Here is an 18,262-nt window from a genome sequence, read left to right as displayed (position 1 = left end):
CAAGACGCCCCCGGGCACCACTGCCTATGTTCGGGGGCGTGACCGAATTCCTCGCCGCCACCCGTTTCCTGCACCGTGAGGCCCGCCCGTTGGAGCGCCGCCTCTTCGCCACCTGTTTCGAGGGTGAGTCACCGGACGGGGTGGTGGACGCCCTGCGCGCCTACCGCAACGCCGACGGCGGGTTCGGGCACGGCCTCGAACCCGACAAGCGCTGCCCGGCCAGTCTGCCGATCGACGTGGAGATCGCCTTCCAGTCGATGGCGATCGCCGGCGCCCACGACGTCCCACTGCTGACAGCGGCCTGCGACTTCCTGGCCGGAGTCTCCACCGATGGCGCGGTGCCACTCGCGTTCCCGGTGATCGAGGACTGTCCGCGGGCCGCCCACTGGACCGACTGGACCTACCAGCCGGGCGTCAATCCGACCGCCGGGCTGGCCGGGCACCTGTACGCGCTCGGTTTCGGCCACCCGTGGCGGGAGGCTGCGGCCCGGTTCTGCTGGAACGCCATCGAGGGCGGAACCCTGCCGGACGAGGTGCACGGGCTGTCCGAGGTGATGGCGTTCCTTGCGCACGTGCCCGATCGGGAACGGGCCGAGAAGCACGCCCGGACCGTTCTGGATCAGATGATCGGCACGTCGATGTTCCAGGCGACCCCGCAACCCGGCGAGTACGGGCTCACTCCCCTGCACGTGGCGCCGACCGCCTCCTCGCCATGGCGGAAACTCTTCGATGACGCGCAGATCGACGCGCACCTGGACCAGCTGGCCGCCGCGCAACTGCCGGACGGCGGGTGGCCGGTCACCTGGGAGCCGCCGAGCGAGGCGTCACGTCTGGAGTGGCGCGGGTTCGTCACGTTCCAGGCGCTGCGGACGCTCACCTCGTACGGCCGTCTGGTCCACGAAGAGGGCGGCCAGTAGGGCCGCGAGGGCGACCAGAACGGCGCCGTGCCATCCGACGCTGTGCAGCAGCGGCGCGGCGAGCGCGGCGCCGATCGCCCCGACGGCGAAGTACAGCACCAGATAGACGCTGCTCAGGCTGCCCGAATGCCGTGGGTCGAGGGCCTGTACCCGGCTCTGGTTGGCGGCCTGGGCGGCGAACAGACCGGCGTCGAGCAGGGCCAGGCCCAACGCGGTCACCGCCGGACGGTCGAGGCCGGTCGCCAGCAGGCCGGCGCCGACGGCGGCGATCAGCAGGCTCGCCATGATGACGGTGGCCGGGTTCAGCCGGTCGGTGAGCCGCCCGGTGTACGGCAGGACGGCGAACCCGAGAAGACCGGCCAGGCTGTAGAGGCCGATGACAGTCGGGCCGAGCGGTGCGAGCGCGAGCGCAAGGGCGACCCAGACGAGGTGGAAAGCCAGGTACCACAAGCCGCCCGAGGCGACCGCCCAGCGCAGCGCCCGGTGGCGGTGCAGCTGCCGCGGAAGCGCGGCCAGCGCGGCGGCATAGGTCTGCTCCCCGCGAGGCTCGTCACCGGGCAGGGCCGCCGGACCGGCGGCGCGCGGCCGGGTTCCGGGTAGCAGCAGCCTGGCGGCGACCGCCCCGGCCAGGGCGACCGCGGCGAAGACGAGCAGCATCCACCGCCATCCGAGCAGGTCGGTGAGCACTCCACCGGCCAGGCGGCTGAGCAGGATCCCGGCCGACATCCCGGCGGCCACCGTGGCGATGGCGGCCGTCCGCTGCCCGGCCGGCGCGTGCCGCCCGGCGATGACGCCGGCCTGCGCCGCCACACTCGCGGCGGCGCCGATGACGACGTAGGCGGCCGGCAGCACTGCCGGGTGGGAGCTGATCGCGGCGACGGTCAGCGCGGTGGCCAGCACGGCGAGTTGCGCGGCGACGAGGCGGTCCGGGGCGATCCGGTCGGTGAGCGGCAGCAGCAGGGCGAATCCGGCCATGCATCCGGCGAGCGCGGCCGTGGGCACCAGCCCGATCAGCGTGAGCCCGGCCCCGAGGTCGGCGGCGACCGTGGCCAGCGCGGGCTGGATGGCGTAGTTGTTGGCGATGGCCGTGCCGGCGATGGTGGCGAGAAGCAGGCGGGCGACGGTCACGGCGCGGTGTGCCGGGTGAGGATCACGGTGTACCGGCATTCGCTGCCGGTGGCGTTGACGAAGGCCCGCTCCGCCGGTTCGCCCAGCTCGATGGTGTCGCCCGGCCCGAGCACGTGCACGGTGTCGCCGTCGTGGAAGGTGAGCTCGCCGTCGAGCACCCACACGACCTGCCGGATGAAGGCGAACGCGGCCGCCGGGTAGGGCACCCGGGCGCCGGCCGGCAGGTGGATCTCGGCGATCTCGGCCGGGAAGTCGGGGCCGGTGATCTGGCGGCGCCGGTAGCCGGTGCCGGGGTCTCGCCACTCGACGGCCTCGTCCCGGCGACGGACCCCGCTCGCCGGCTCGGGATCGGTCTCGGCGAGCAGGGCGGCGATGCTGAGCTGGAACGCGGCCGACAGTTTGCCGAGGATGACGGCGCTGGGGCTGCTCTCGCCGCGCTCGATCCGGCTGATCATCGCGGACGACACCCCGGAGGCGTCAGCGAGTTGCGCGAGGGTCCAGCGACGGCCTTCCCGCTCGGCACGGATACGGGTTGCGATCCGTCCCACCAGCGGGTCTACGATATTGGACATGAATCTAATATACGAGACGACGATCCGGGCGGCCGACGCCGGCGACATGGAGGGCATCCGGGCGATCCGCAACCGGGCCATCGAGCAGACGACGGCGCTGTGGACCGAGACGCCGCAGTCCCCGGCCGAGGCGACCGCCTGGCTGGCCGCCCATCTGGCGCGGGGCTCGGCGTTCGTGGCGGAAATCGACGGGGAGGTGGCTGGTTTCGCCACATATGGGCCGTGGCGGCCGCTCGACGGCTACCGGCACACGGTGGAGAACTCGGTGTACGTCCGCGAGGACCGGCACGGCCTCGGCATCGGATCGGCCCTGATGACGACGGTGATCGCCGCCGCACGGGAGGCCGGGCACCACGTCATGGTGGCCGGCATCGAGGCGGGCAACACGTCGTCGATCCGGCTGCACGAGCGGTTCGGTTTCGAGCACGCCGGCACGATCCGTGAGGTGGGCACCAAGTTCGGCCGCTGGCTGGACCTGACCATCATGCGACTACCCTTGGCGTGAGCCGCTCGGCCAGGTGCCGTGCGACGAAGCGGGCGTCGTCCTCGATGCCGTGCAGCAGCGTCGACCGGCGACGGCGCAGCACCGGCAGGCCCAGCGCGTAGAGACCCGGACTGTCCACGACACCGCCGTCGTGGCGCAGCCGGCCCTTCTCGTCGACGACCGGCACGTCCAGCCAGCGGTAGTCGGGCCGGAACCCGGTCGCCCAGATGATCGTGGTGATCTCGCCGCCGCGCAGATCGAGCCGCAACCTCGGCACGGCCGGAATCCTGGTCGGCTCGAACCCGGCCGGGTCGTCACCGATCCCGGCCCACTCGTCGAATCCGGCCAGCAACCGTCTCATCTTGAGGTCGGCCAGCGAGCAGACGTTGCGCAGGCCGCCGGAGAACAGCGCCGCCCCGTCCCGGATCACCGCGAGCCGCCCGACCGGTTCGACACCGAGCCCGGTCAGCGCGTTGAGGTCGATGGTGGTGCCCGGTTCGCCGACCAGCTGCGGCGACGGCAGCCGGCGGGCGCGGGCGAGGTCCTCGATCTCGTCGTAACGCTGCGCCCACACCCCGGTCGCGTCCATCCACCACAGCACGTCACGGTCGCGGTAGGTACGCGGCAGCCGTACGTGCTCGCCCACCGACAGCACCACCGGCCGCCCCGAGCGGCGCACCTCGGCGGCGATCTGCACGCCGGAGGCCGACGCCCCGACCACGAGCACGCCGCCGTCGGGCAGCGACCCGGGGTTGCGGTACTCGAACGGGGTCAGCTGTGTGATCCCGTCGGGCACGCCGGCGGCGCACTCCGGCACGACCGGCGCGTTGCACGCGCCGGACGCGATCACGACGGTCGCGCAGTCCAGGTCACCCTCGCCGGTGGAGACCTGATAGCCGCCATCGGTACGCCGTACCGAAGTGACAGTGGTGTTCTCCCGGACCGGCGCGGCGGTGACCGTCGCGTAGTCGCCGATGAAGTCGGCCACCTGGCCGGCCGTCATGTACCCGTCCGGATCCGGCCCGCCGTACGGGTGGCCCGGCAGCCGGTTCAGCCAGTTCGGCGTGAGCAGGCGCAGCGAGTCCCAGCGTTCCCGCCGCCACGTGTTGGCGATCCGGCCCCGCTCCAGCACGATGTGGTCGATCGACCGCTCGCTCAGGAAGTGGCTGGCGGCGAGGCCGGCGTGCCCGGCGCCGATGACGACCGTGGTGACCCGTTGCGACACTCAGGCGACCTCGACCGTGACGCTGGTCGGGTTGGTGAGCGCATCGTAGACGGCGGACCGTTTCTGCGACTGCGCGACCAGGGCCTCGATCTCCTCGCGGCTGGCGTCGGCGTCGATGGCGAAGGTGACCTTGACGTCGTTGAAGCCGTTGCGGACGTCGCTGTCCGCGCCGAGGATGCCGCGGATGTCGTGGTTGCCCTCGACCGTCGAGGTGACCGAACGCAGTTGGATGCCCCGGTTCTGGGCAACCGAGGCGACGCCGGCGGTGAGGCAGCCGGCCAGGCCGACCAGCAGGTACTCGATCGGGGTGATGCCGTTGTCCTCGGCCGCGAAGATCTCCGGGTGGTCGGCGGTGAACTCGGTCTTCGTCTTGTGCGACTGCTCCTGGCCGAGGCCGAAGAAGTTCTGGATCGTGGTCGTGCTGTGCACGCCGTTCTTCCACGTGGAGGTGGCCCGCCAGGTGAACTGGGCGGCCTCCGGCGCACCCTTGAGGGCTTCGCGCGCATCGAGCAGGGCCTGAACGTTGACGCCGTTATCCGTGGTGGTCATGGCTGGAATCCTTCCGCTTGATCCACTCATCTACAACACCCATCGGGATGCTAGACAATGATCTTGGCCTGGCCTAGCGTTGTTTCCTGATGACGACAGTTGGTGTGGTGAAAACGCGGTTCCTGGACCTGCCGGAGCCACTGCCACTCGACTGTGGGCGCGAGCTGCGGTCGGTCCGGGTGGCCTACGAGACGTACGGCACCCTCGCCCCTGATCGGGACAACGTCATTCTCGTCTGCCACGCGCTCTCCGGTGACGCACACGCCGCCGGAATCGCCGCGGTTCCCCCGCAGGAGGGCACCCGGGAGGGATTCGAGAAGAGCCTCGGCTGGTGGGACGGCATGATCGGGCCGGGCAAGGCGTTCGACACCGACCACTGGTTCGTGGTCTCCACCAACCTGCTCGGCGGCTGCCGTGGCACGACCGGCCCGTCGTCGGCCGATCCGGCCACCGGCGAGCCGTACGGGCCGGACTTCCCGGTCATCACGGTCGCCGACATGGTCCGGTGCGAACGCGCGTTCCTGGCCCAGCTCGGCATCGACCGGCTGGCCGCGGTGGCCGGCGGCTCCCTCGGCGGCATGCAGGCCCTGCAATGGGCCGTCGACCACCCGGATGCGGTCGGCGCGATCGTGGTGATCGCCTCCACGCACGCGCTGCAACCGCAGGGGGTGGCGTGGAACGCGATCGCCCGCGAGTCGATCCAGCGCGACCCCGACTGGCAGGGCGGCCGCTACTACGGCACCGGCCGCTCCCCCGACGCCGGGATGGGCGTGGCCCGCATGGTCGGGCACATCACCTACCTGTCGGCGCCGGGCCTGGCGGCGAAATTCGGGCGGCGCCTGCAATCCGGCACGGACATCCGCTACACGATCAGCGAACCCGAGTACGAGGTGGAGAGCTACCTGCGCCATCAGGCCGCCTCGTTCGTGCGCCGCTTCGACGCCAACACCTACCTCTACACGTCCCGGGCGCTCACCTACTTCGACCTGGCCCGCGACCACGGCTCGCTGGAGGCCGCCCTGGCCCGCGTCCGGGCCCGTACCCTGCTGATCTCCTTCAGCTCCGACTGGCTCTACCCGCCGGCCGCCTCCCGGGAGATCGCCGACGTGCTGACCCGGCTGGGAAGACCGGTGGAGAACCACGTCATCGACGCGCCCTACGGCCACGACTGCTTCCTGCTGGAAGAGGCCCGGCAGACCCCCATCGTCCGCGACTTCCTGGAGGCGAAAATCTCATGAGCGAGCTTGCGCATGCCGGCGCCGGAGCGAAGCGGAGGTGACGGCATGACCCGGGCGGAGGAGCCGCACGAGTTCGGGTTCGAGACCAGACAGCTGCACGCCGGGCAGCGGCCGGATCCGAACACCGGCGCCCGGGCGGTGCCGATCTTCCAGACCACCAGCTACGTGTTCGAGGATCCGGAGTCGGCGGCCGCCTACTTCAACCTCCAGGAGTACGGCAACACCTACTCGCGCATCATGAACCCGACCGTGGCCGTCTTCGAGGAGCGGGTGGCCAACCTGGAGGGCGGCAGCGGCGCGGTCGCCTTCGCCAGCGGCATCGCGGCCCAGGCGGCGGCCCTGTTCACCCTGCTGGAGCCGGGTGACCACGTGGTCGCGTCGTCGGCCCTCTACGGCGGCACCGTCAACCAGCTCAAGCATCTGCTGCGCAAGATGAACGTGGAGCTGACCTGGGTGGACCCGGACGACCCGGAACTCTGGCGCAAGGCGGTCCGGGACACCACGAAGGCGTTCTTCGGCGAGACGATCGGCAACCCGGGTGGCAACGTCCTGGACATCGCCACGATCGCCGGGATCGCCCACGAGCACGGGCTGCCGCTGGTCGTGGACAACACGTTCGCCACGCCCTACCTGTGCCGGCCGATCGACTGGGGCGCCGACATCGTGGTGCACTCGGCCACCAAGTTCATCGGCGGGCACGGCACCAGCATCGGCGGCGTGGTCGTGGAGGCCGGCACGTTCGACTGGTCCAACGGCCGTTTCCCGGTGGTCGCCGACCCCTCGCCCGCCTACCACGGCTTGAAGTTCCACGAGACCTTCGGCACCTACGGCTACCTCATGAAGCTGCGCGCCGAGACGCTGCGGGACCTGGGTGGCGCGATGTCGCCGTTCAACGCGTTCCTGTTCCTCCAGGGCCTGGAGACGCTGTCGCTGCGAATGGAACGGCACGTGGCGAACGCCCGGCGGGTCGCCGAATTCCTGTCCACCCACCCGCTGGCGTCCAGCATCACCTACCCCGGCCTGCCCGGCAGCCGTTACCGGCCGCTGGTGGAGAAATACCTGCCACTCGGCCCGGGCGCGGTCTTCTCGTTCGACTGCGCGGGCGGCCGCGACGGCGGCCAGAACCTCATCCGCGGCGTCCGGCTGTGGTCACACCTGGCCAACGTCGGCGACGCGAAGAGCCTCATCATCCATCCGGCCAGCACCACACACCGGCAACTGAGCGACGACGAACTGCGGGCCGCCGGGGTCGGGCCGGGAACGGTCCGGCTGTCGGTCGGCACCGAGTCGGTCGAGGACCTGATCTGGGACCTGGAACAGGGCTTCCGGGAGGTGGCGCAGCCGTGACCACGCGATACCAGGATCCGCTGACCATCCAGCGGGTGCTCAACACGGCGAAGACGATCGCGATCGTCGGGCTGTCCGGAAACGAGTTGAGGGCCAGCTATTTCGTCGGCTACTACATGCGGCGGCACGGCTACCGGGTCATCCCGGTCAACCCGCGCGAGTCCGCGATCCTCGGCGAGACCTCCTATCCGAGCCTCACCGACGTACCTGTCCCGATCGATGTGGTCAACGTCTTCCGCGCCCCGAGCGCGCTGCCGGACATCGCCCGGCAGGCGGTGGCGATCGGCGCGGGCACCCTGTGGACCCAGTTCGGCGTGATCAACCAGGAGGGCGCGGACATCGCCACATCCGGCGGCCTGACCGTCATCGTGGACCGCTGCCTCAAGGTCGAACACGCCCGCTACGTCGGCCGCATGCACTGGCTCGGCTTCAACACCCAGCGCATCACCTCGGTCCGCTCCGGCCTCCAGTAGGCCACCCCTCCATCCAACTGGACAAAACCAACCTTCGCCCTTTCCGGTACGGGCCACCCGCCCCGCCCTTGCCGTGAGCGGTGGCAAGGGCTGGAGTCGCAGCGGGGCCGGCCTGCGGGACCACCCACTCAAGCCCGGCGGGCGCGGCACGGCCCGGAGTGGGCAGCCGGCTCGCGCTGAGCGGGCGGGACGGTCCACATCGGGCGGGGCGAGGTCACGCGTACCGGAGAGATGGTTTGAGGTTCAGGGCGGCGGCAGCCCGGGTGAGGGCGTCGATGTGCTGGTCGACCGTGGTGATGCCGGGCTGGGTGGTGTTGACGGCAAGGTGCGTGGCGCCGGATTCCCGCCACGCCTGCGCCTTCTCGGCCAGTTCGTCGGCGGAGCCGGTCCATGAGACGGCGGCCTCCAGGCCGATGGCGGCGGGGTCGCGTCCGGCCTCGACGGCCGCCCGGTTGATGACGCGCTGGGCCGCCTCGAGTTCGGCGCTGCCGGGCGCCAGCTGCGGGAACCAGCCGTCGCCGAGCCGGCCGATGCGGCGGTAGGCGGGCACGGAGCCGGCGCCGAACCAGAGCGGGATGGGCCGCTGCACCGGGTGTGGCGCGATGCCGGCGCCGGTGACCGTCTCGAATTCGCCGTGGTGGGTGATCGACCGCTCCGTCCAGTAGCGGCGCAGCAGGGTGATCTGCTCGTCGTAGCGGCGGCCGCGGTTGTCGAAATCCTGGCCGAGCGCCTCGAACTCGACATGGTTCCAGCCGACGCCGATGCCGAGCCGGAACCGGCCGCCGGTCAGCAGGTCGACCTCGGCGGCCTGCTTGGCGACCAGGGCGGTCTGCCGCTGCGGCAGGATGATGACGGCGGTGGCCAGTTCCAGCGAGGTGATCGCGGCGAGGTGGCCGAACAGGACGAACGGCTCATGGAAGGTGCTGTCGACGTCGTAGGGGCGGGTCCAGCCGGGGTGGGCCGCCCGGTCGGCCCCGAGCACGTGGTCGGCGGCCCGCAGGTGGGTGTAGCCCAGTTCCTCGACGGCCTGTGCGTAGGCGCGGACCGCGATGCGGTCCGCGCCCAGCGTGGTCTGCGGGAAGATCACTCCGATGCGCGGCGTCATGCCGCCAGCCTAGTGAGATCCCCCTGTTGACAGGTTTTACGATCCGTTCACGGCGGAGCAGTTGGCGGTGGCCGGGCGGTCGGCCAGCCGGTCGCGGAGCCAGCCGATCGCGGTGCCCTGGTCCTTGAGCAGCGGTCCGAAGTGGTTGATCACCGGGCTGGGGAGCTTGGGCAGGCTGATCGGGGCGAAGACGACGTCGCCGCCGAGCCGGCACCAGTCGGCGGCCATGACGCGGGCCTGCGCGAACGGGACGAGGTTGTCGTTGACGCCGGTGGCCACCCGGACCACGCCGGTGGGCCTGAGCTTCCCGATGGTCTGCCCGGCGATGTAGTCGCGCAGCGCCGGCTCGGATTCGATGATCTCGGAGACCGACTGGCCGGTGGTCGTCCAGGCAGTGCTCCGCTTGTTGGCGTAGGTGAGGAGGGCGTCGCCGACGCACATCGTGGACAGCTTCTTGAGCGTCGACCGGCCGGCGTCGTTGAGGTAGCGGTCGAACAGCGGCTGGAGGGCCGGTTCGGACTGGGCGAAGCCGTTCACCGACCAGCCGAGTGCGCCGAGCAGCTCACTGCCGTCGATGGCCGCGGTGACGTCGGCCAGGTTCGCCGGGGGCGCGCCGGCGTAGGTGGCCTTCAGCGGCACGTCCGGGGCGTAGGTGGCCTGAAGTTCGGCGGCCGACGCGACCGCGCCACCGCCCTGGCTGTAACCGTAGAGGCCGACGCTGGACCGCTCGGTGAGCGAGGTGTTCGGCAGCGCCAGGGCGGCCCGGGCCGCGTCGAGCACGGCGTGGCCGGAATCGATCCGGTTGACGTAGGTGTGCAGGCGGTCGGTGGTGCCGAGTCCCACATAGTCGGTCTGTACGACAGCGATGCCCTTGGCGAGAAGCCGGTACATCGCCAGGACCTCGTAGCCGATCGAGACCGTCGTCTGGGTGCCCAGGCCGACGACCAGGCCCTTCTGGAGGGCCAGCGAGGTGGAGCACTGGTCGCCCTGGCCCATCGTGCCCGGGGCGAGCACGACCAGCGGGCGGGCGCCGGGTCCGCGCCAGGCGGCGGACGGTTCGATGTAGGCGCCGGTCACGGCGACCGGCCCACCGCCCGCGTCGGTGGACCGGTACATGATGCGGGTCGCCTTGCCCGGCAGCGTGCCGGTGATGCCGGGCAGCGACAGGGCGAGTTTGAGGGGTTCGGTGCGGATCAGCGTGCCGTTCGACGCCGGCAGCACCGCCGGCGGGGTGTAGAAGGCCGGGATCGTGACGCGACGGGACGTGACGGCCTCGGCCAGCTGGGCCGGTAGGACGGTCACCCCGGCGACGGTTCCAGCGAGCAGTGCGGCAGCGATGCGGGTTCGTACGGACATGTCCGGCCTCCCTCGGGTGAGCCCGCACGTTCATCGACTGTTTCCGATGAGTCGCGCGTGTTACCGGACGGTAACCAGAGGTAGTGAGACATTCCAGAGGTTGAATCCCTCACTCCAGTACCCTCACTTTCGTCAGGGGCCGGTCCTGACCGACGTTCAATGTCCGGAGGCCCGGCCGTGCCTACGGTTCATGGGCATGGCAATCGAGACGCGGATCGAGAATGTTCCGGATGTGGCCGGCGGCTGGTATCGGGCGATCGTCGAGTGGGCGGCCACCACCCCGGAGTTCGTGCAGGGTTTCATGGCGCACTTCACCGAGCTGGGCGTGGCGCTGCTGGCGGGAATGTGGGCGCTGACCCTCTGGCGCGCCCGCCGCAGCCCGGCCCTGACGAGAGTGCTGGCCGGCGGTGTCGGGGTGGTGCTCGCGTACGGGCTGAGCGAGTGGTCGAAGACCTACCTGGACGCGGAACGCCCCTGCCGTACCTTCCCGGATCTGCCGATCGTGGCGAGCGAGTGCCCACCCACCGGGGACTGGTCGTTCCCGAGCAACCACAGCACCGTCGCGGCCGCCCTGGTCGTGGCGATCCTGCTGGTCTCCTGGCGGACGGGCCTGCTGGCGCTGCCGGTCGGGTTGCTGGCCGGATTCTCCCGGGTGTTCGTCGGCGTGCACTACCCGCACGACGTGGTGGCGGGCTTCCTGATCGGGGCGGTCGCCACCGCGATCGCGGTCACCCTGCTGCCGCGGCTCCCGCTGATCAGAGCATTTCAGCCTGGTACGCGAGAAGCGCGGCCTGCACCCGGTTCCGCAGTCCGAGGCGGGCCAGGATCGCGCTGACGTGTGCCTTCACGGTCCCCTCGACGAGGTGCAGCCGGGCCGCGATCTCCGCGTTGGACAGTCCCTCGCCGACCAGTCGCAGGACGTCGCGTTCCCGCCCGGTGAGGACCGCCAGCTGTTCGCGGGCCGCCGCGCCCCGGGTCACGTGCCCGCCGCGGAAGTGGGTGATGACCCGTCGGGCGACACGCGGCGACAGGTAGGCGCCGCCCTCGGCCACGGCCCGCACCCCGGCGATCAGCTCGCGGGGGTCGCCGGTCTTGAGGACGAACCCGCTGGCGCCGCCGTCCAGGGCCCGGGCGATGTACTCGTCCTCGGAGAAGGTGGTCAGCACGACGGTGGCGGTCGACGGCACGGTCCGCCGGATCTCGGCGACCGCCTCCAGACCGTCCATGACGGGCATCCGGATGTCGAGCAGGGCGACGTCGGGGCGGTGCAGCCGGGCCTGTTCCACCGCCTCCCGGCCGTCGGCGGCCTCGGACACCACCTCGATCGACGGGTCGGCGGCGAGGATCGCGCGGACGCCCGCACGGATCAGCGCCTCGTCGTCGGCGAGCAGCACGCGGATCAACATGGTCCTCTCAGCGGCTCGGTGGGAGCACGTCCTTGGCGACGAGCCGGCCGTCGCGGAAGCACAGCCGGTAGACGTCGAACGGGGTGGGCAGGAACCCGGCGGTGGACCGGTAGTACTCGCAGGCGCTGCCGGGCGGTGGGGGCGGGCCGTTCTCGTCGCGGTGTTCGGGCGCCTGCCGTTCGGGGAGCCGGCCGGCCATCTCGTCGCGGCTCGCGCCGACGGCCAGTTCCCGGAACCGCTCGGGCGTCAGGTGGGAGGTGCGGCTGTCGTGGGCGTAGACCGCCATCAGGGTGCCGGCCAGCCCGGCGGTGAGCAGCGTGGGCAGGGTGACCGCGAGCGCCAGCCCGCGCCGGGCCCTGCGGCGGGCGGTCTCCGGCCCGGCCGGTGGGAGGGGGTCCGGGCCGGCTTCGAGCACCGGACCGGGCCGTGTCGGTAACCGGGCGACCACCTGGAACCCGCCGTCCGGCAGTGGTCCGGCACGCAGGACGCCACCCGCGAGGCCGACCCGTTCACCGAGTCCGGTGAGGCCGCGGCCGCCGTGGGGCACGCGCTCCACCGGCGGGCGCGGGGGTGGCCCGTTGTGGACGGTCACCGTCATCTCGTCACCGGTGCGGTCGACGAGCACCCGTACGGGAGCGGCCGGGGCGTGTTTGGTGGCGTTGGTCAGCGCCTCCTGCACCACCCGGTGGGCGGCGCGGTACTGCATGGGCGCCACGTCGCCGTGGTCGCCGGTGGCCGTCAGCTCCACCGGCACACCGGCCGCTGCGGCCCGGTCGACCAGGGCCTCGATGTGGTCGCCGGCCGGGCGCGGCGGGGTGTCGTCGTCGCGGAGCAGGCCGATGATCTCGCTGAGCCGGTCGGCCGCGGTGGTCACCCCGGCACGGACCTCGGAGGCGGCGGCCCGCTGTTCCCCGGTGAGGGTGCCGTCGAGTTCGAGAGCGCCGGCGTGCAGGGCGACGAGGCTCAGCTCGTGGCCGAGGGAGTCGTGCATGTCCTGGGCGATGCGGGCGCGTTCCTGGAGGCGGGCCTGATCGGCGACGATCCGCTGTTCGCGTTCCAGTTGGGCGGCGCGGTCCCAGCCCGCCTGGACGAGCTCGGCCTGGAGGCGCCGGAACGAGCCGATCAGGGCCGGGAGCAGGCCGAGAACGATCACACCGGTGATCCAGACCAGCCAACCGTAGAGGTTGGGGCCGCGCAGCAGGGGAACCGCCGTGCCGAAGGCCAGCACACCGGCGAGCCCGGCCAGGGTGGTCGCGGCCGGCGGCTCGCGGCGGCCCGCCAGGTAGCACAGGATCGCCGCGGCGGGGAGGAGCCGCCAGTCGACGGCGCTGGCGGCCAGCGGGCCGAGCGCCGCCGCCGACGGCCGGGACCGGTGCAGCGCCAGGGCCGCGGCGACGAGGAGCAGGTTGAGCGGGGTGATCCACACCGGCAGGCCCTCGTTGAGCGGCCCGGCCAGCAGCGGGGCGGCCATCACCGCCGCCAGCGAGATCATCCGGAGCACGGGACCAAGGCTACCGGCGCCCACGGAATGGCTGGAAAACGGATCGGGACGCGATTGTTTCAGCAGACTTTCCGGCCGAGTGACGCGCTAACAACGGAACGCCTAGATCAAACCTTTCGGCTCGCTCATCCGCTGCGACTAGGAAGATCAACGACCGTCGTACGCCTGTGAGCGCTCACATGGAATACCGGAATCTTCACCGAAGCGGTTGACTAGCGTCGATCGAGGGACGTAGTTTCCTAACCGTTGATTCGTACTTGTTAAGACATCGACACGCGGTCATCGGGGGCCTCATGCGCGTCGTCACCGTCATTGGCATTCTGTTGCTCACCGGCGTTCTCGCCATCTCCTTGATCAGCAAACTGCGCAGCCGCGCCGGGTTCGCCGCGTTCGCCGGCGCCGTCGTGGATCTCGGTCTGGCACCGCGCCGCTGGGCCCGTCCGGTCGCCGCCGCGGCCGTGGCCGCCGAGGCGATCGTGGTGGCGGCCCTGCTCCGGCCGTCCGGCGCCACCGTGGGCCTGACCCTGGCGGCGGCGCTGTTCGCGGTCTTCACCGCCGCCCTGGCCACGGCGGTCCGGCGCGGCTCCCGGGCCGGCTGCCACTGCTTCGGGGCATCCAGCGCCCCGGTGTCCCGCCGGCACGTGCTGCGCGCCGCGCTGCTCTGTGCCGTCGCCGTCGGCACGCTCGCCGGCCCCGCCGATCCGCTCACCGGGATCACCGCCCCGCAGGCCCTCGCCGCGGTCGCGGTCGCGGCGATCGGCGTGGCCATGCTGGCCTGGCTCGACGAGATCGTCTGGCTCTTCCGCGGAGCGACCCCCGTCCGCTGACTCGTCCGGAACCACCGACCACACCGGAGAGACCCATGGCCCTGCTGTCCGTAGCGGTTGCTGTCCTCACCGCGCTCGTCCTGCTCGATCTGGTCCTGACCGGCGCCGTCATCCGGCGGCTGCGGGAGACCGAGAAGCGGCTCATCGAGATCACCACACCACCCGACACCGGGATGCGTCCCGGTGACCCGATGCCCGAGTTCACGTCACCGGACGGCGGGCTGTCCCACGCCGATCTGGCCGGAACACAGGCGCTCATCGGATTCTTCTCGGCCGGCTGCCACCACTGCCCGGCCCAGGCCGACCGGCTCGCGGCACGCGCCGACGACCTGGCCGCCATGGGCATCTCCGTGGTCAGCGTCCTGACCGTGGCCGGCGGCGACACCGACGACCTGTCGCCGCGGCTCGAAAAGGCCGGGCGGCTGATCGTCGAGACCGGGACCAGCGACATGATGAGCGTCTTCCAGGCCGAGGCGACGCCGACGTTCCTGCTGTTCGACGACGCCGGTGTCCTGCTGAACCGAGACCACGGCCTGGACGACGTACTGGGCGGCCAATGAGCGAGCTTGCGAGCGAATCATTCAGCTCGGTCTCGAACTCATGGCGACGCCGGAGCGCAGCGGAGGTGGCGTCATGAGCGAGCTTGCGAGCGAATCATTCAGCTCAGTCTCGAACTCATGGCGACGCCGGAGCGCAGCGGAGGTGGCGTCATGAGCGAGCTGGCGAATGCCGCACCCGGCCCCGGAGCCACCGCGACGAGCCGGCCGGCCGGGCTACCGGGCGTGCGGCGCGCGGCAACGCTGACCCGCCGAGCGCTCGCCATCCACGTGGGCGCGGCGCCGTGGGCGGCCGGGCTCAGCATCGTGCTCATGGTCGTGGGCGGGCTGACGCCGGTGGCGGTCGCCTGGTTCACCCGGGCGATCATCGAAGGGTTGTCCGCACACGACACCTCCGAGATCGTCCTGGGCGTCGCCGGCCTCGGCCTCCTGGGCCTGCTCACCCCGGTCATCGCGCACGTGTCGCACTACGTGGAGCGGGAGACCGAACGACGGGTCCTCGTCCGCACCCAGGCCGAACTGTTCACCGCGGTGTCCGCGCACCCGGGCCTCGCCGAACTCGAGGACAGCGGCTACCACGACCGGCTGCGCCTGGCCGGCGAGGCGAGCCGGTACGCCCCGACCCAGCTCAGCACCATGTTCCTCGGGGTCGGCCAGGAACTGATCACGATCGGCACGTTCGCCGCGACCCTCGTGGTCTGGTCCGGTCCGGTGGCGGCCCTGGTGTTCCTGGCCGCCGCCCCCACGCTCGCCGCCCAGATCCGGCTGGCCCGGCTGCGTGGCGAGATGCTGGAACGCACCGCGCCACTGTTCCGCCGGCAGGCGTTCTACGCCGGGCTGCTGCTCGACATGCGCGCCGCCAAGGAGATCCGGCTGTTCGGGCTCGGCGGGTTCCTGCGCGGCCGGATGATGCGTGAGCTGCACGCCGCCCAGTCCCAGGAGCGGCGGCAGGACCGGATCGCCCTATGGGTGGACGGTTCCCTGGCCGCGCTGACCGGGGTGGTGTCGCTGGTCGCGCTGGCCGTCTTCGTGCGGCAGGTGCTGGCCGGCCACGGCACGGTAGGCGACCTGGTCGTGGTGATCGCGGCGCTCGCCGCCGTACAGATGTCGGTCTCGGGTCTCGTCCAGCAGCTCGCGATGGCCGGCGAAACGATGATCATGTTCGGTCACTACGTGGACGTCACCGCCGCCGGGCGGGCGCCCGCCGTACCGCTGCCGGAGGCGCCGCCGCTGCGGCACGGGCTGGAGCTCGACGACGTCTGGTTCCGCTACTCCCCCGACCACGACTGGGTACTGCGCGGCGTCACGCTGACCGTCCCGTACGGCGCCTCGCTCGCGGTCGTCGGCGAGAACGGGGCGGGTAAGTCCACTCTGGTCAAGCTGATCTGCGGCTTCTACCCGCCGACCCGGGGCGTGATCCGCTGGGACGGCGCCGACATCACCGGCCTGGACCCGGCCTCGCTGCGGGCCCGGATCTCCGCGACGTTCCAGGACTTCATGTCCTACGAGCTGTCCGCCCACGACAACATCGCCGTCGGGGACGTGACCGCCACCGACGACCCGCAACGCATCGTTTCCGCGGCCCGCGCCGCCGGGGTGGACGACGTCCTGCGCGCCCTCCCCCGCGGCTACGACACCGTGCTGACCAGGGCGTTCACCGATGAGGCCGACCCGTCCGCCGGTGTCGTGCTGTCCGGCGGTCAGTGGCAGCGGATGGCCCTGGCCCGGGCCTGCCTGCGCGACGGCGCGGACCTGCTGATCCTGGACGAGCCGTCGTCCGGGCTGGACGTGGAGGCCGAACACGAGATCCACCGGCGGCTGTCGTCGCTGCGGCACGGCCGCGCCAGCCTGCTCGTCTCGCACCGGCTCAACACCGTCCGGGACGCCGACCTGATCGTGGTCCTGCGCGACGGCAGGATCCTGGAACAGGGCGGCCACGCCGCCCTGATGGCGGCGAACGGCCGCTACGCCGAACTGTTCCGGTTGCAGGCGTCCGGCTACGACGTGCTCGTCACCGGGGCGACGCCATGACCGCGACGGTCCGGGTGTCGCTGCTCGGCCCGCTCGAGGTGACCGTGGCCGGCCACCCGATGACCGCCATCGGCGGACCCGGCCGGCGTGCGCTGCTGACCGCCCTCAGCCTCGGCCTCGGCACCACCCTCAGCGTGCCGGAACTGCTCGAGGCCATCTGGGACGACCGCCCGCCGATGACCGCCACGACCAAACTGCAAGGCCACATCTGCGCGCTGCGCCAGACTCTCGCCGGCTTCGGCGCCGCCGACGCCCTGCAGACCAAACCTCCGGGGTACGTGTTGTGCCGGCATCGGGTCACCACCGACCTGGTCCGGCACGACGAACTGATCCGGCGGGCCCGTGACGCCGGCCTGCCGGAGCGGGCCGAACTGCTACGGACGGCACTGTCGATGTGGCGCGGCGCGTCGGCGTGCGCGGACCTCCGGTCGGCCTGGGCGGCCGGTGTCACGCACGCGCTCGACGAACGCCGCTGGCGGGTCATGGAGGACCTCGCCGAGGCGGACCTGGCACTCGGCGATCCGGCCGCCGCCATCGACGCCATGGAATCGCTGGTGCGGCAGGCCCCGTACCGGGAACGCGCCTGGGAGCACCTGATGGCGGCACATCTCGAACGCGGCGACATCGCGGCGGCCCTGGCGGTTCACGACCGGTTGAGCCGCACTCTCGCCAGCGGCCTAGGCGTGGCGCCGGGCCACCGGATCGCCCACCTGATCGACACCGTCCGCAGCCGATCGGCGACAGCGCATCGTTAGCGGCTCGTTAGCGGCCGTTGTGAGGCTCGGTCCGCGCCGACACCTCGTCGGGTTCATCGAGAAGGGAACGACTCGCATGACCAGGACCATCGCCCGGCTGGGCGACAAGATGCTGAGCGTCATGCTGCCGAAGGCGAAGGCGTCCGCGTGCACGAACTGCACGCTCGCCTACATCGGCTGCGGCGGCCCCGTCTGCACCTACTACTACAACCGGATCGTCAGCGGCTCGCCCCGCTGTTACGCCTCCCAGCAGCGCAGCTGCGCAGGGCCGTACTACAGCTCACGCGCGGGCTGCTGCTGACACTCCCGGGTGGCCGGTCCCGCCGGGCCGGCCACCATCCCGCCATCGAAAGGGACCGAACCGGCATGGTGGGTGGCATTCTGGCCATGCTCGCGGCCATCGGCGGGCTCGCCCTGGCGCGGCGGCGGCTGCTGCTCATCGACGTCGTCGGCGACAGCATGTCGCCGGCCTTCAACCCCGGAGACCGCCTTCTGGTACGCCGTACCCGCCGGCTTCGGCGCGGCGACGTGGTGATCGCCCACCACCCCGACGGCGACCGCCGCCACGGCGCCTACGTGACGACGTGGCTGGTGAAGAGGCTGGCCGCACTCCCGGGCGACCCGGCGCCGGAGTCGGTGGCGCACGCCGGCCGCACCGTGCCGCCCGGGATGGGCGTGCTGCTCGGCGACCATCCGGAGAGCATCGACTCGCGCGTCTGGGGTTTCATCCCGCTGACCGACGTGGCCGGCGTCGTGATGGGACGGCTGCGCTCGGCCGGATGACCCGGATA

20 protein-coding genes are annotated in these 18,262 nt (G+C 71.7%); 12 read left to right on the top strand and 8 right to left on the bottom strand.

The genetic code is table 11. The features are described from left to right. Window positions 1–38 precede the first annotated feature (38 nt). Entirely contained in the window at window positions 39–917 is an 879-nt protein-coding gene (locus BJ964_RS28015; RefSeq protein ID WP_229806764.1) for a hypothetical protein, read from the top strand. On the opposite strand, the gene BJ964_RS28010 is transcribed toward BJ964_RS28015, so the two are convergent. Together BJ964_RS28010 and BJ964_RS28005 are read right to left on the bottom strand one after the other, a co-directional pair. Then, on the bottom strand, window positions 825–2,045 hold the full coding sequence (locus tag BJ964_RS28010; protein WP_203832585.1) for an MFS transporter: 1,221 nt from the start codon (window positions 2,043–2,045) through the stop codon (window positions 825–827). The genes BJ964_RS28015 and BJ964_RS28010 overlap by 93 nt on opposite strands. Next, entirely contained in the window at window positions 2,042–2,617 is a 576-nt protein-coding gene (locus BJ964_RS28005) for a helix-turn-helix domain-containing protein (protein WP_188123466.1), read from the bottom strand. The genes BJ964_RS28010 and BJ964_RS28005 overlap by 4 nt, the downstream gene beginning before the upstream one ends. Between BJ964_RS28005 and BJ964_RS28000 the strand changes: the two genes are divergently transcribed. Beyond that, complete coding sequence (locus BJ964_RS28000) at window positions 2,616–3,122, top strand: GNAT family N-acetyltransferase (RefSeq protein ID WP_188123465.1); 507 nt, start codon at window positions 2,616–2,618, stop codon at window positions 3,120–3,122. The genes BJ964_RS28005 and BJ964_RS28000 overlap by 2 nt on opposite strands. On the opposite strand, the gene BJ964_RS27995 is transcribed toward BJ964_RS28000, so the two are convergent. After that, window positions 3,100–4,326, bottom strand: a complete 1,227-nt coding sequence (locus BJ964_RS27995; RefSeq protein WP_188123464.1) for an NAD(P)-binding domain-containing protein — start codon at window positions 4,324–4,326, stop codon at window positions 3,100–3,102. The two genes, BJ964_RS28000 and BJ964_RS27995, sit on opposite strands and share 23 nt — an antisense overlap. Continuing rightward, window positions 4,327–4,875, bottom strand: a complete 549-nt coding sequence (locus BJ964_RS27990; protein WP_188123463.1) for an OsmC family protein — start codon at window positions 4,873–4,875, stop codon at window positions 4,327–4,329. It lies immediately after the preceding gene. 89 nt (window positions 4,876–4,964) lie between these two features. Here BJ964_RS27990 and metX point away from each other — a divergent pair, with 89 nt between their 5' ends. From metX to BJ964_RS27975, 3 genes are read left to right on the top strand one after another with little or no spacing between them, the layout of a single operon-like run. Continuing rightward, window positions 4,965–6,113, top strand: a complete 1,149-nt coding sequence (gene metX / locus BJ964_RS27985; protein WP_188123462.1) for a homoserine O-acetyltransferase MetX — start codon at window positions 4,965–4,967, stop codon at window positions 6,111–6,113. A gap of 45 nt (window positions 6,114–6,158) precedes the next feature. Further along, the gene (locus tag BJ964_RS27980) at window positions 6,159–7,460 is read left to right on the top strand and encodes an O-acetylhomoserine aminocarboxypropyltransferase/cysteine synthase family protein (RefSeq protein ID WP_188123461.1); all 1,302 of its coding nucleotides are present in this window, start codon (window positions 6,159–6,161) and stop codon (window positions 7,458–7,460) included. Continuing rightward, on the top strand, window positions 7,457–7,933 hold the full coding sequence (locus tag BJ964_RS27975) for a CoA-binding protein (protein WP_188123460.1): 477 nt from the start codon (window positions 7,457–7,459) through the stop codon (window positions 7,931–7,933). The genes BJ964_RS27980 and BJ964_RS27975 overlap by 4 nt, the downstream gene beginning before the upstream one ends. Window positions 7,934–8,147: 214 nt before the next feature. Here BJ964_RS27975 and BJ964_RS27970 read toward each other — a convergent pair whose 3' ends face one another. Next, window positions 8,148–9,038 carry an LLM class F420-dependent oxidoreductase gene (locus tag BJ964_RS27970; protein ID WP_188123459.1) on the bottom strand — a complete coding sequence of 297 codons (891 nt, stop codon included), beginning with the start codon at window positions 9,036–9,038 and terminating at the stop codon, window positions 8,148–8,150. A 36-nt stretch (window positions 9,039–9,074) separates the two neighbouring features. Next, window positions 9,075–10,394, bottom strand: coding sequence for a lipase family protein (locus BJ964_RS27965; RefSeq protein WP_188123458.1), 1,320 nt, complete (start codon window positions 10,392–10,394; stop codon window positions 9,075–9,077). 196 nt (window positions 10,395–10,590) lie between these two features. Here BJ964_RS27965 and BJ964_RS27960 point away from each other — a divergent pair, with 196 nt between their 5' ends. Continuing rightward, window positions 10,591–11,229: a phosphatase PAP2 family protein gene (locus BJ964_RS27960; RefSeq protein WP_229806762.1), complete on the top strand. Its 639-nt coding sequence runs from the start codon at window positions 10,591–10,593 to the stop codon at window positions 11,227–11,229. Here BJ964_RS27960 and BJ964_RS27955 read toward each other — a convergent pair. Continuing rightward, entirely contained in the window at window positions 11,150–11,800 is a 651-nt protein-coding gene (locus tag BJ964_RS27955; RefSeq protein ID WP_275407711.1) for a response regulator, read from the bottom strand. The two genes, BJ964_RS27960 and BJ964_RS27955, sit on opposite strands and share 80 nt — an antisense overlap. 7 nt (window positions 11,801–11,807) lie before the next feature. Then, window positions 11,808–13,292 (bottom strand): sensor histidine kinase, encoded by a 1,485-nt coding sequence (locus tag BJ964_RS27950; RefSeq protein ID WP_229806771.1) that lies wholly within the window; start codon window positions 13,290–13,292, stop codon window positions 11,808–11,810. A gap of 302 nt (window positions 13,293–13,594) precedes the next feature. Between BJ964_RS27950 and BJ964_RS27945 the strand changes: the two genes are divergently transcribed. The 6 genes from BJ964_RS27945 to BJ964_RS27920 all read left to right on the top strand — a co-directional run bounded on the left by BJ964_RS27945 (window position 13,595) and on the right by BJ964_RS27920 (window position 18,254). Then, complete coding sequence (locus BJ964_RS27945) at window positions 13,595–14,128, top strand: MauE/DoxX family redox-associated membrane protein (protein WP_188123455.1); 534 nt, start codon at window positions 13,595–13,597, stop codon at window positions 14,126–14,128. A gap of 35 nt (window positions 14,129–14,163) precedes the next feature. After that, entirely contained in the window at window positions 14,164–14,688 is a 525-nt protein-coding gene (locus BJ964_RS27940; protein ID WP_188123454.1) for a redoxin domain-containing protein, read from the top strand. A 150-nt stretch (window positions 14,689–14,838) separates the two neighbouring features. After that, window positions 14,839–16,716: an ABC transporter ATP-binding protein gene (locus BJ964_RS27935; RefSeq protein ID WP_188123453.1), complete on the top strand. Its 1,878-nt coding sequence runs from the start codon at window positions 14,839–14,841 to the stop codon at window positions 16,714–16,716. Beyond that, complete coding sequence (locus tag BJ964_RS27930; protein WP_188123452.1) at window positions 16,713–17,471, top strand: AfsR/SARP family transcriptional regulator; 759 nt, start codon at window positions 16,713–16,715, stop codon at window positions 17,469–17,471. Before BJ964_RS27935 ends, BJ964_RS27930 begins: the two co-directional genes overlap by 4 nt. 76 nt (window positions 17,472–17,547) lie before the next feature. Beyond that, the gene (locus BJ964_RS27925; protein WP_188123451.1) at window positions 17,548–17,772 is read left to right on the top strand and encodes a hypothetical protein; all 225 of its coding nucleotides are present in this window, start codon (window positions 17,548–17,550) and stop codon (window positions 17,770–17,772) included. A gap of 65 nt (window positions 17,773–17,837) precedes the next feature. After that, window positions 17,838–18,254 (top strand): S26 family signal peptidase, encoded by a 417-nt coding sequence (locus BJ964_RS27920; protein WP_188123450.1) that lies wholly within the window; start codon window positions 17,838–17,840, stop codon window positions 18,252–18,254. The last annotated feature ends 8 nt before the right edge of the window (window positions 18,255–18,262 follow it).

Origin of the sequence: Actinoplanes lobatus (assembly GCF_014205215.1) — a bacterium.
In the GTDB taxonomy this organism is placed as follows: domain Bacteria; phylum Actinomycetota; class Actinomycetes; order Mycobacteriales; family Micromonosporaceae; genus Actinoplanes; species Actinoplanes lobatus.
Note: the sequence above shows the minus strand (reverse complement) of the source record. Positions and strands in the feature narration are given on the sequence as shown.

What these genes read in the sequence shown, in the direction of transcription:
- BJ964_RS27970 (WP_188123459.1), bottom strand. Translation starts at nt 9,038, where the DNA reads ATGACGCCGCGCATCGGAGTGATCTTCCCGCAGACCACGCTGGGCGCG.
- BJ964_RS27965 (WP_188123458.1), bottom strand. Translation starts at nt 10,394, where the DNA reads ATGTCCGTACGAACCCGCATCGCTGCCGCACTGCTCGCTGGAACCGTC.
- BJ964_RS27980 (WP_188123461.1), top strand. Translation starts at nt 6,159, where the DNA reads ATGACCCGGGCGGAGGAGCCGCACGAGTTCGGGTTCGAGACCAGACAG.
- BJ964_RS27955 (WP_275407711.1), bottom strand. Translation starts at nt 11,800, where the DNA reads ATGTTGATCCGCGTGCTGCTCGCCGACGACGAGGCGCTGATCCGTGCG.
- BJ964_RS28005 (WP_188123466.1), bottom strand. Translation starts at nt 2,617, where the DNA reads ATGTCCAATATCGTAGACCCGCTGGTGGGACGGATCGCAACCCGTATC.
- BJ964_RS27935 (WP_188123453.1), top strand. Translation starts at nt 14,839, where the DNA reads ATGAGCGAGCTGGCGAATGCCGCACCCGGCCCCGGAGCCACCGCGACG.
- BJ964_RS27920 (WP_188123450.1), top strand. Translation starts at nt 17,838, where the DNA reads ATGGTGGGTGGCATTCTGGCCATGCTCGCGGCCATCGGCGGGCTCGCC.
- BJ964_RS27930 (WP_188123452.1), top strand. Translation starts at nt 16,713, where the DNA reads ATGACCGCGACGGTCCGGGTGTCGCTGCTCGGCCCGCTCGAGGTGACC.
- BJ964_RS27960 (WP_229806762.1), top strand. Translation starts at nt 10,591, where the DNA reads ATGGCAATCGAGACGCGGATCGAGAATGTTCCGGATGTGGCCGGCGGC.
- BJ964_RS27990 (WP_188123463.1), bottom strand. Translation starts at nt 4,875, where the DNA reads ATGACCACCACGGATAACGGCGTCAACGTTCAGGCCCTGCTCGATGCG.
- metX (WP_188123462.1), top strand. Translation starts at nt 4,965, where the DNA reads ATGACGACAGTTGGTGTGGTGAAAACGCGGTTCCTGGACCTGCCGGAG.
- BJ964_RS28000 (WP_188123465.1), top strand. Translation starts at nt 2,616, where the DNA reads ATGAATCTAATATACGAGACGACGATCCGGGCGGCCGACGCCGGCGAC.
- BJ964_RS27945 (WP_188123455.1), top strand. Translation starts at nt 13,595, where the DNA reads ATGCGCGTCGTCACCGTCATTGGCATTCTGTTGCTCACCGGCGTTCTC.
- BJ964_RS27940 (WP_188123454.1), top strand. Translation starts at nt 14,164, where the DNA reads ATGGCCCTGCTGTCCGTAGCGGTTGCTGTCCTCACCGCGCTCGTCCTG.
- BJ964_RS27950 (WP_229806771.1), bottom strand. Translation starts at nt 13,292, where the DNA reads ATGATCTCGCTGGCGGCGGTGATGGCCGCCCCGCTGCTGGCCGGGCCG.
- BJ964_RS27925 (WP_188123451.1), top strand. Translation starts at nt 17,548, where the DNA reads ATGACCAGGACCATCGCCCGGCTGGGCGACAAGATGCTGAGCGTCATG.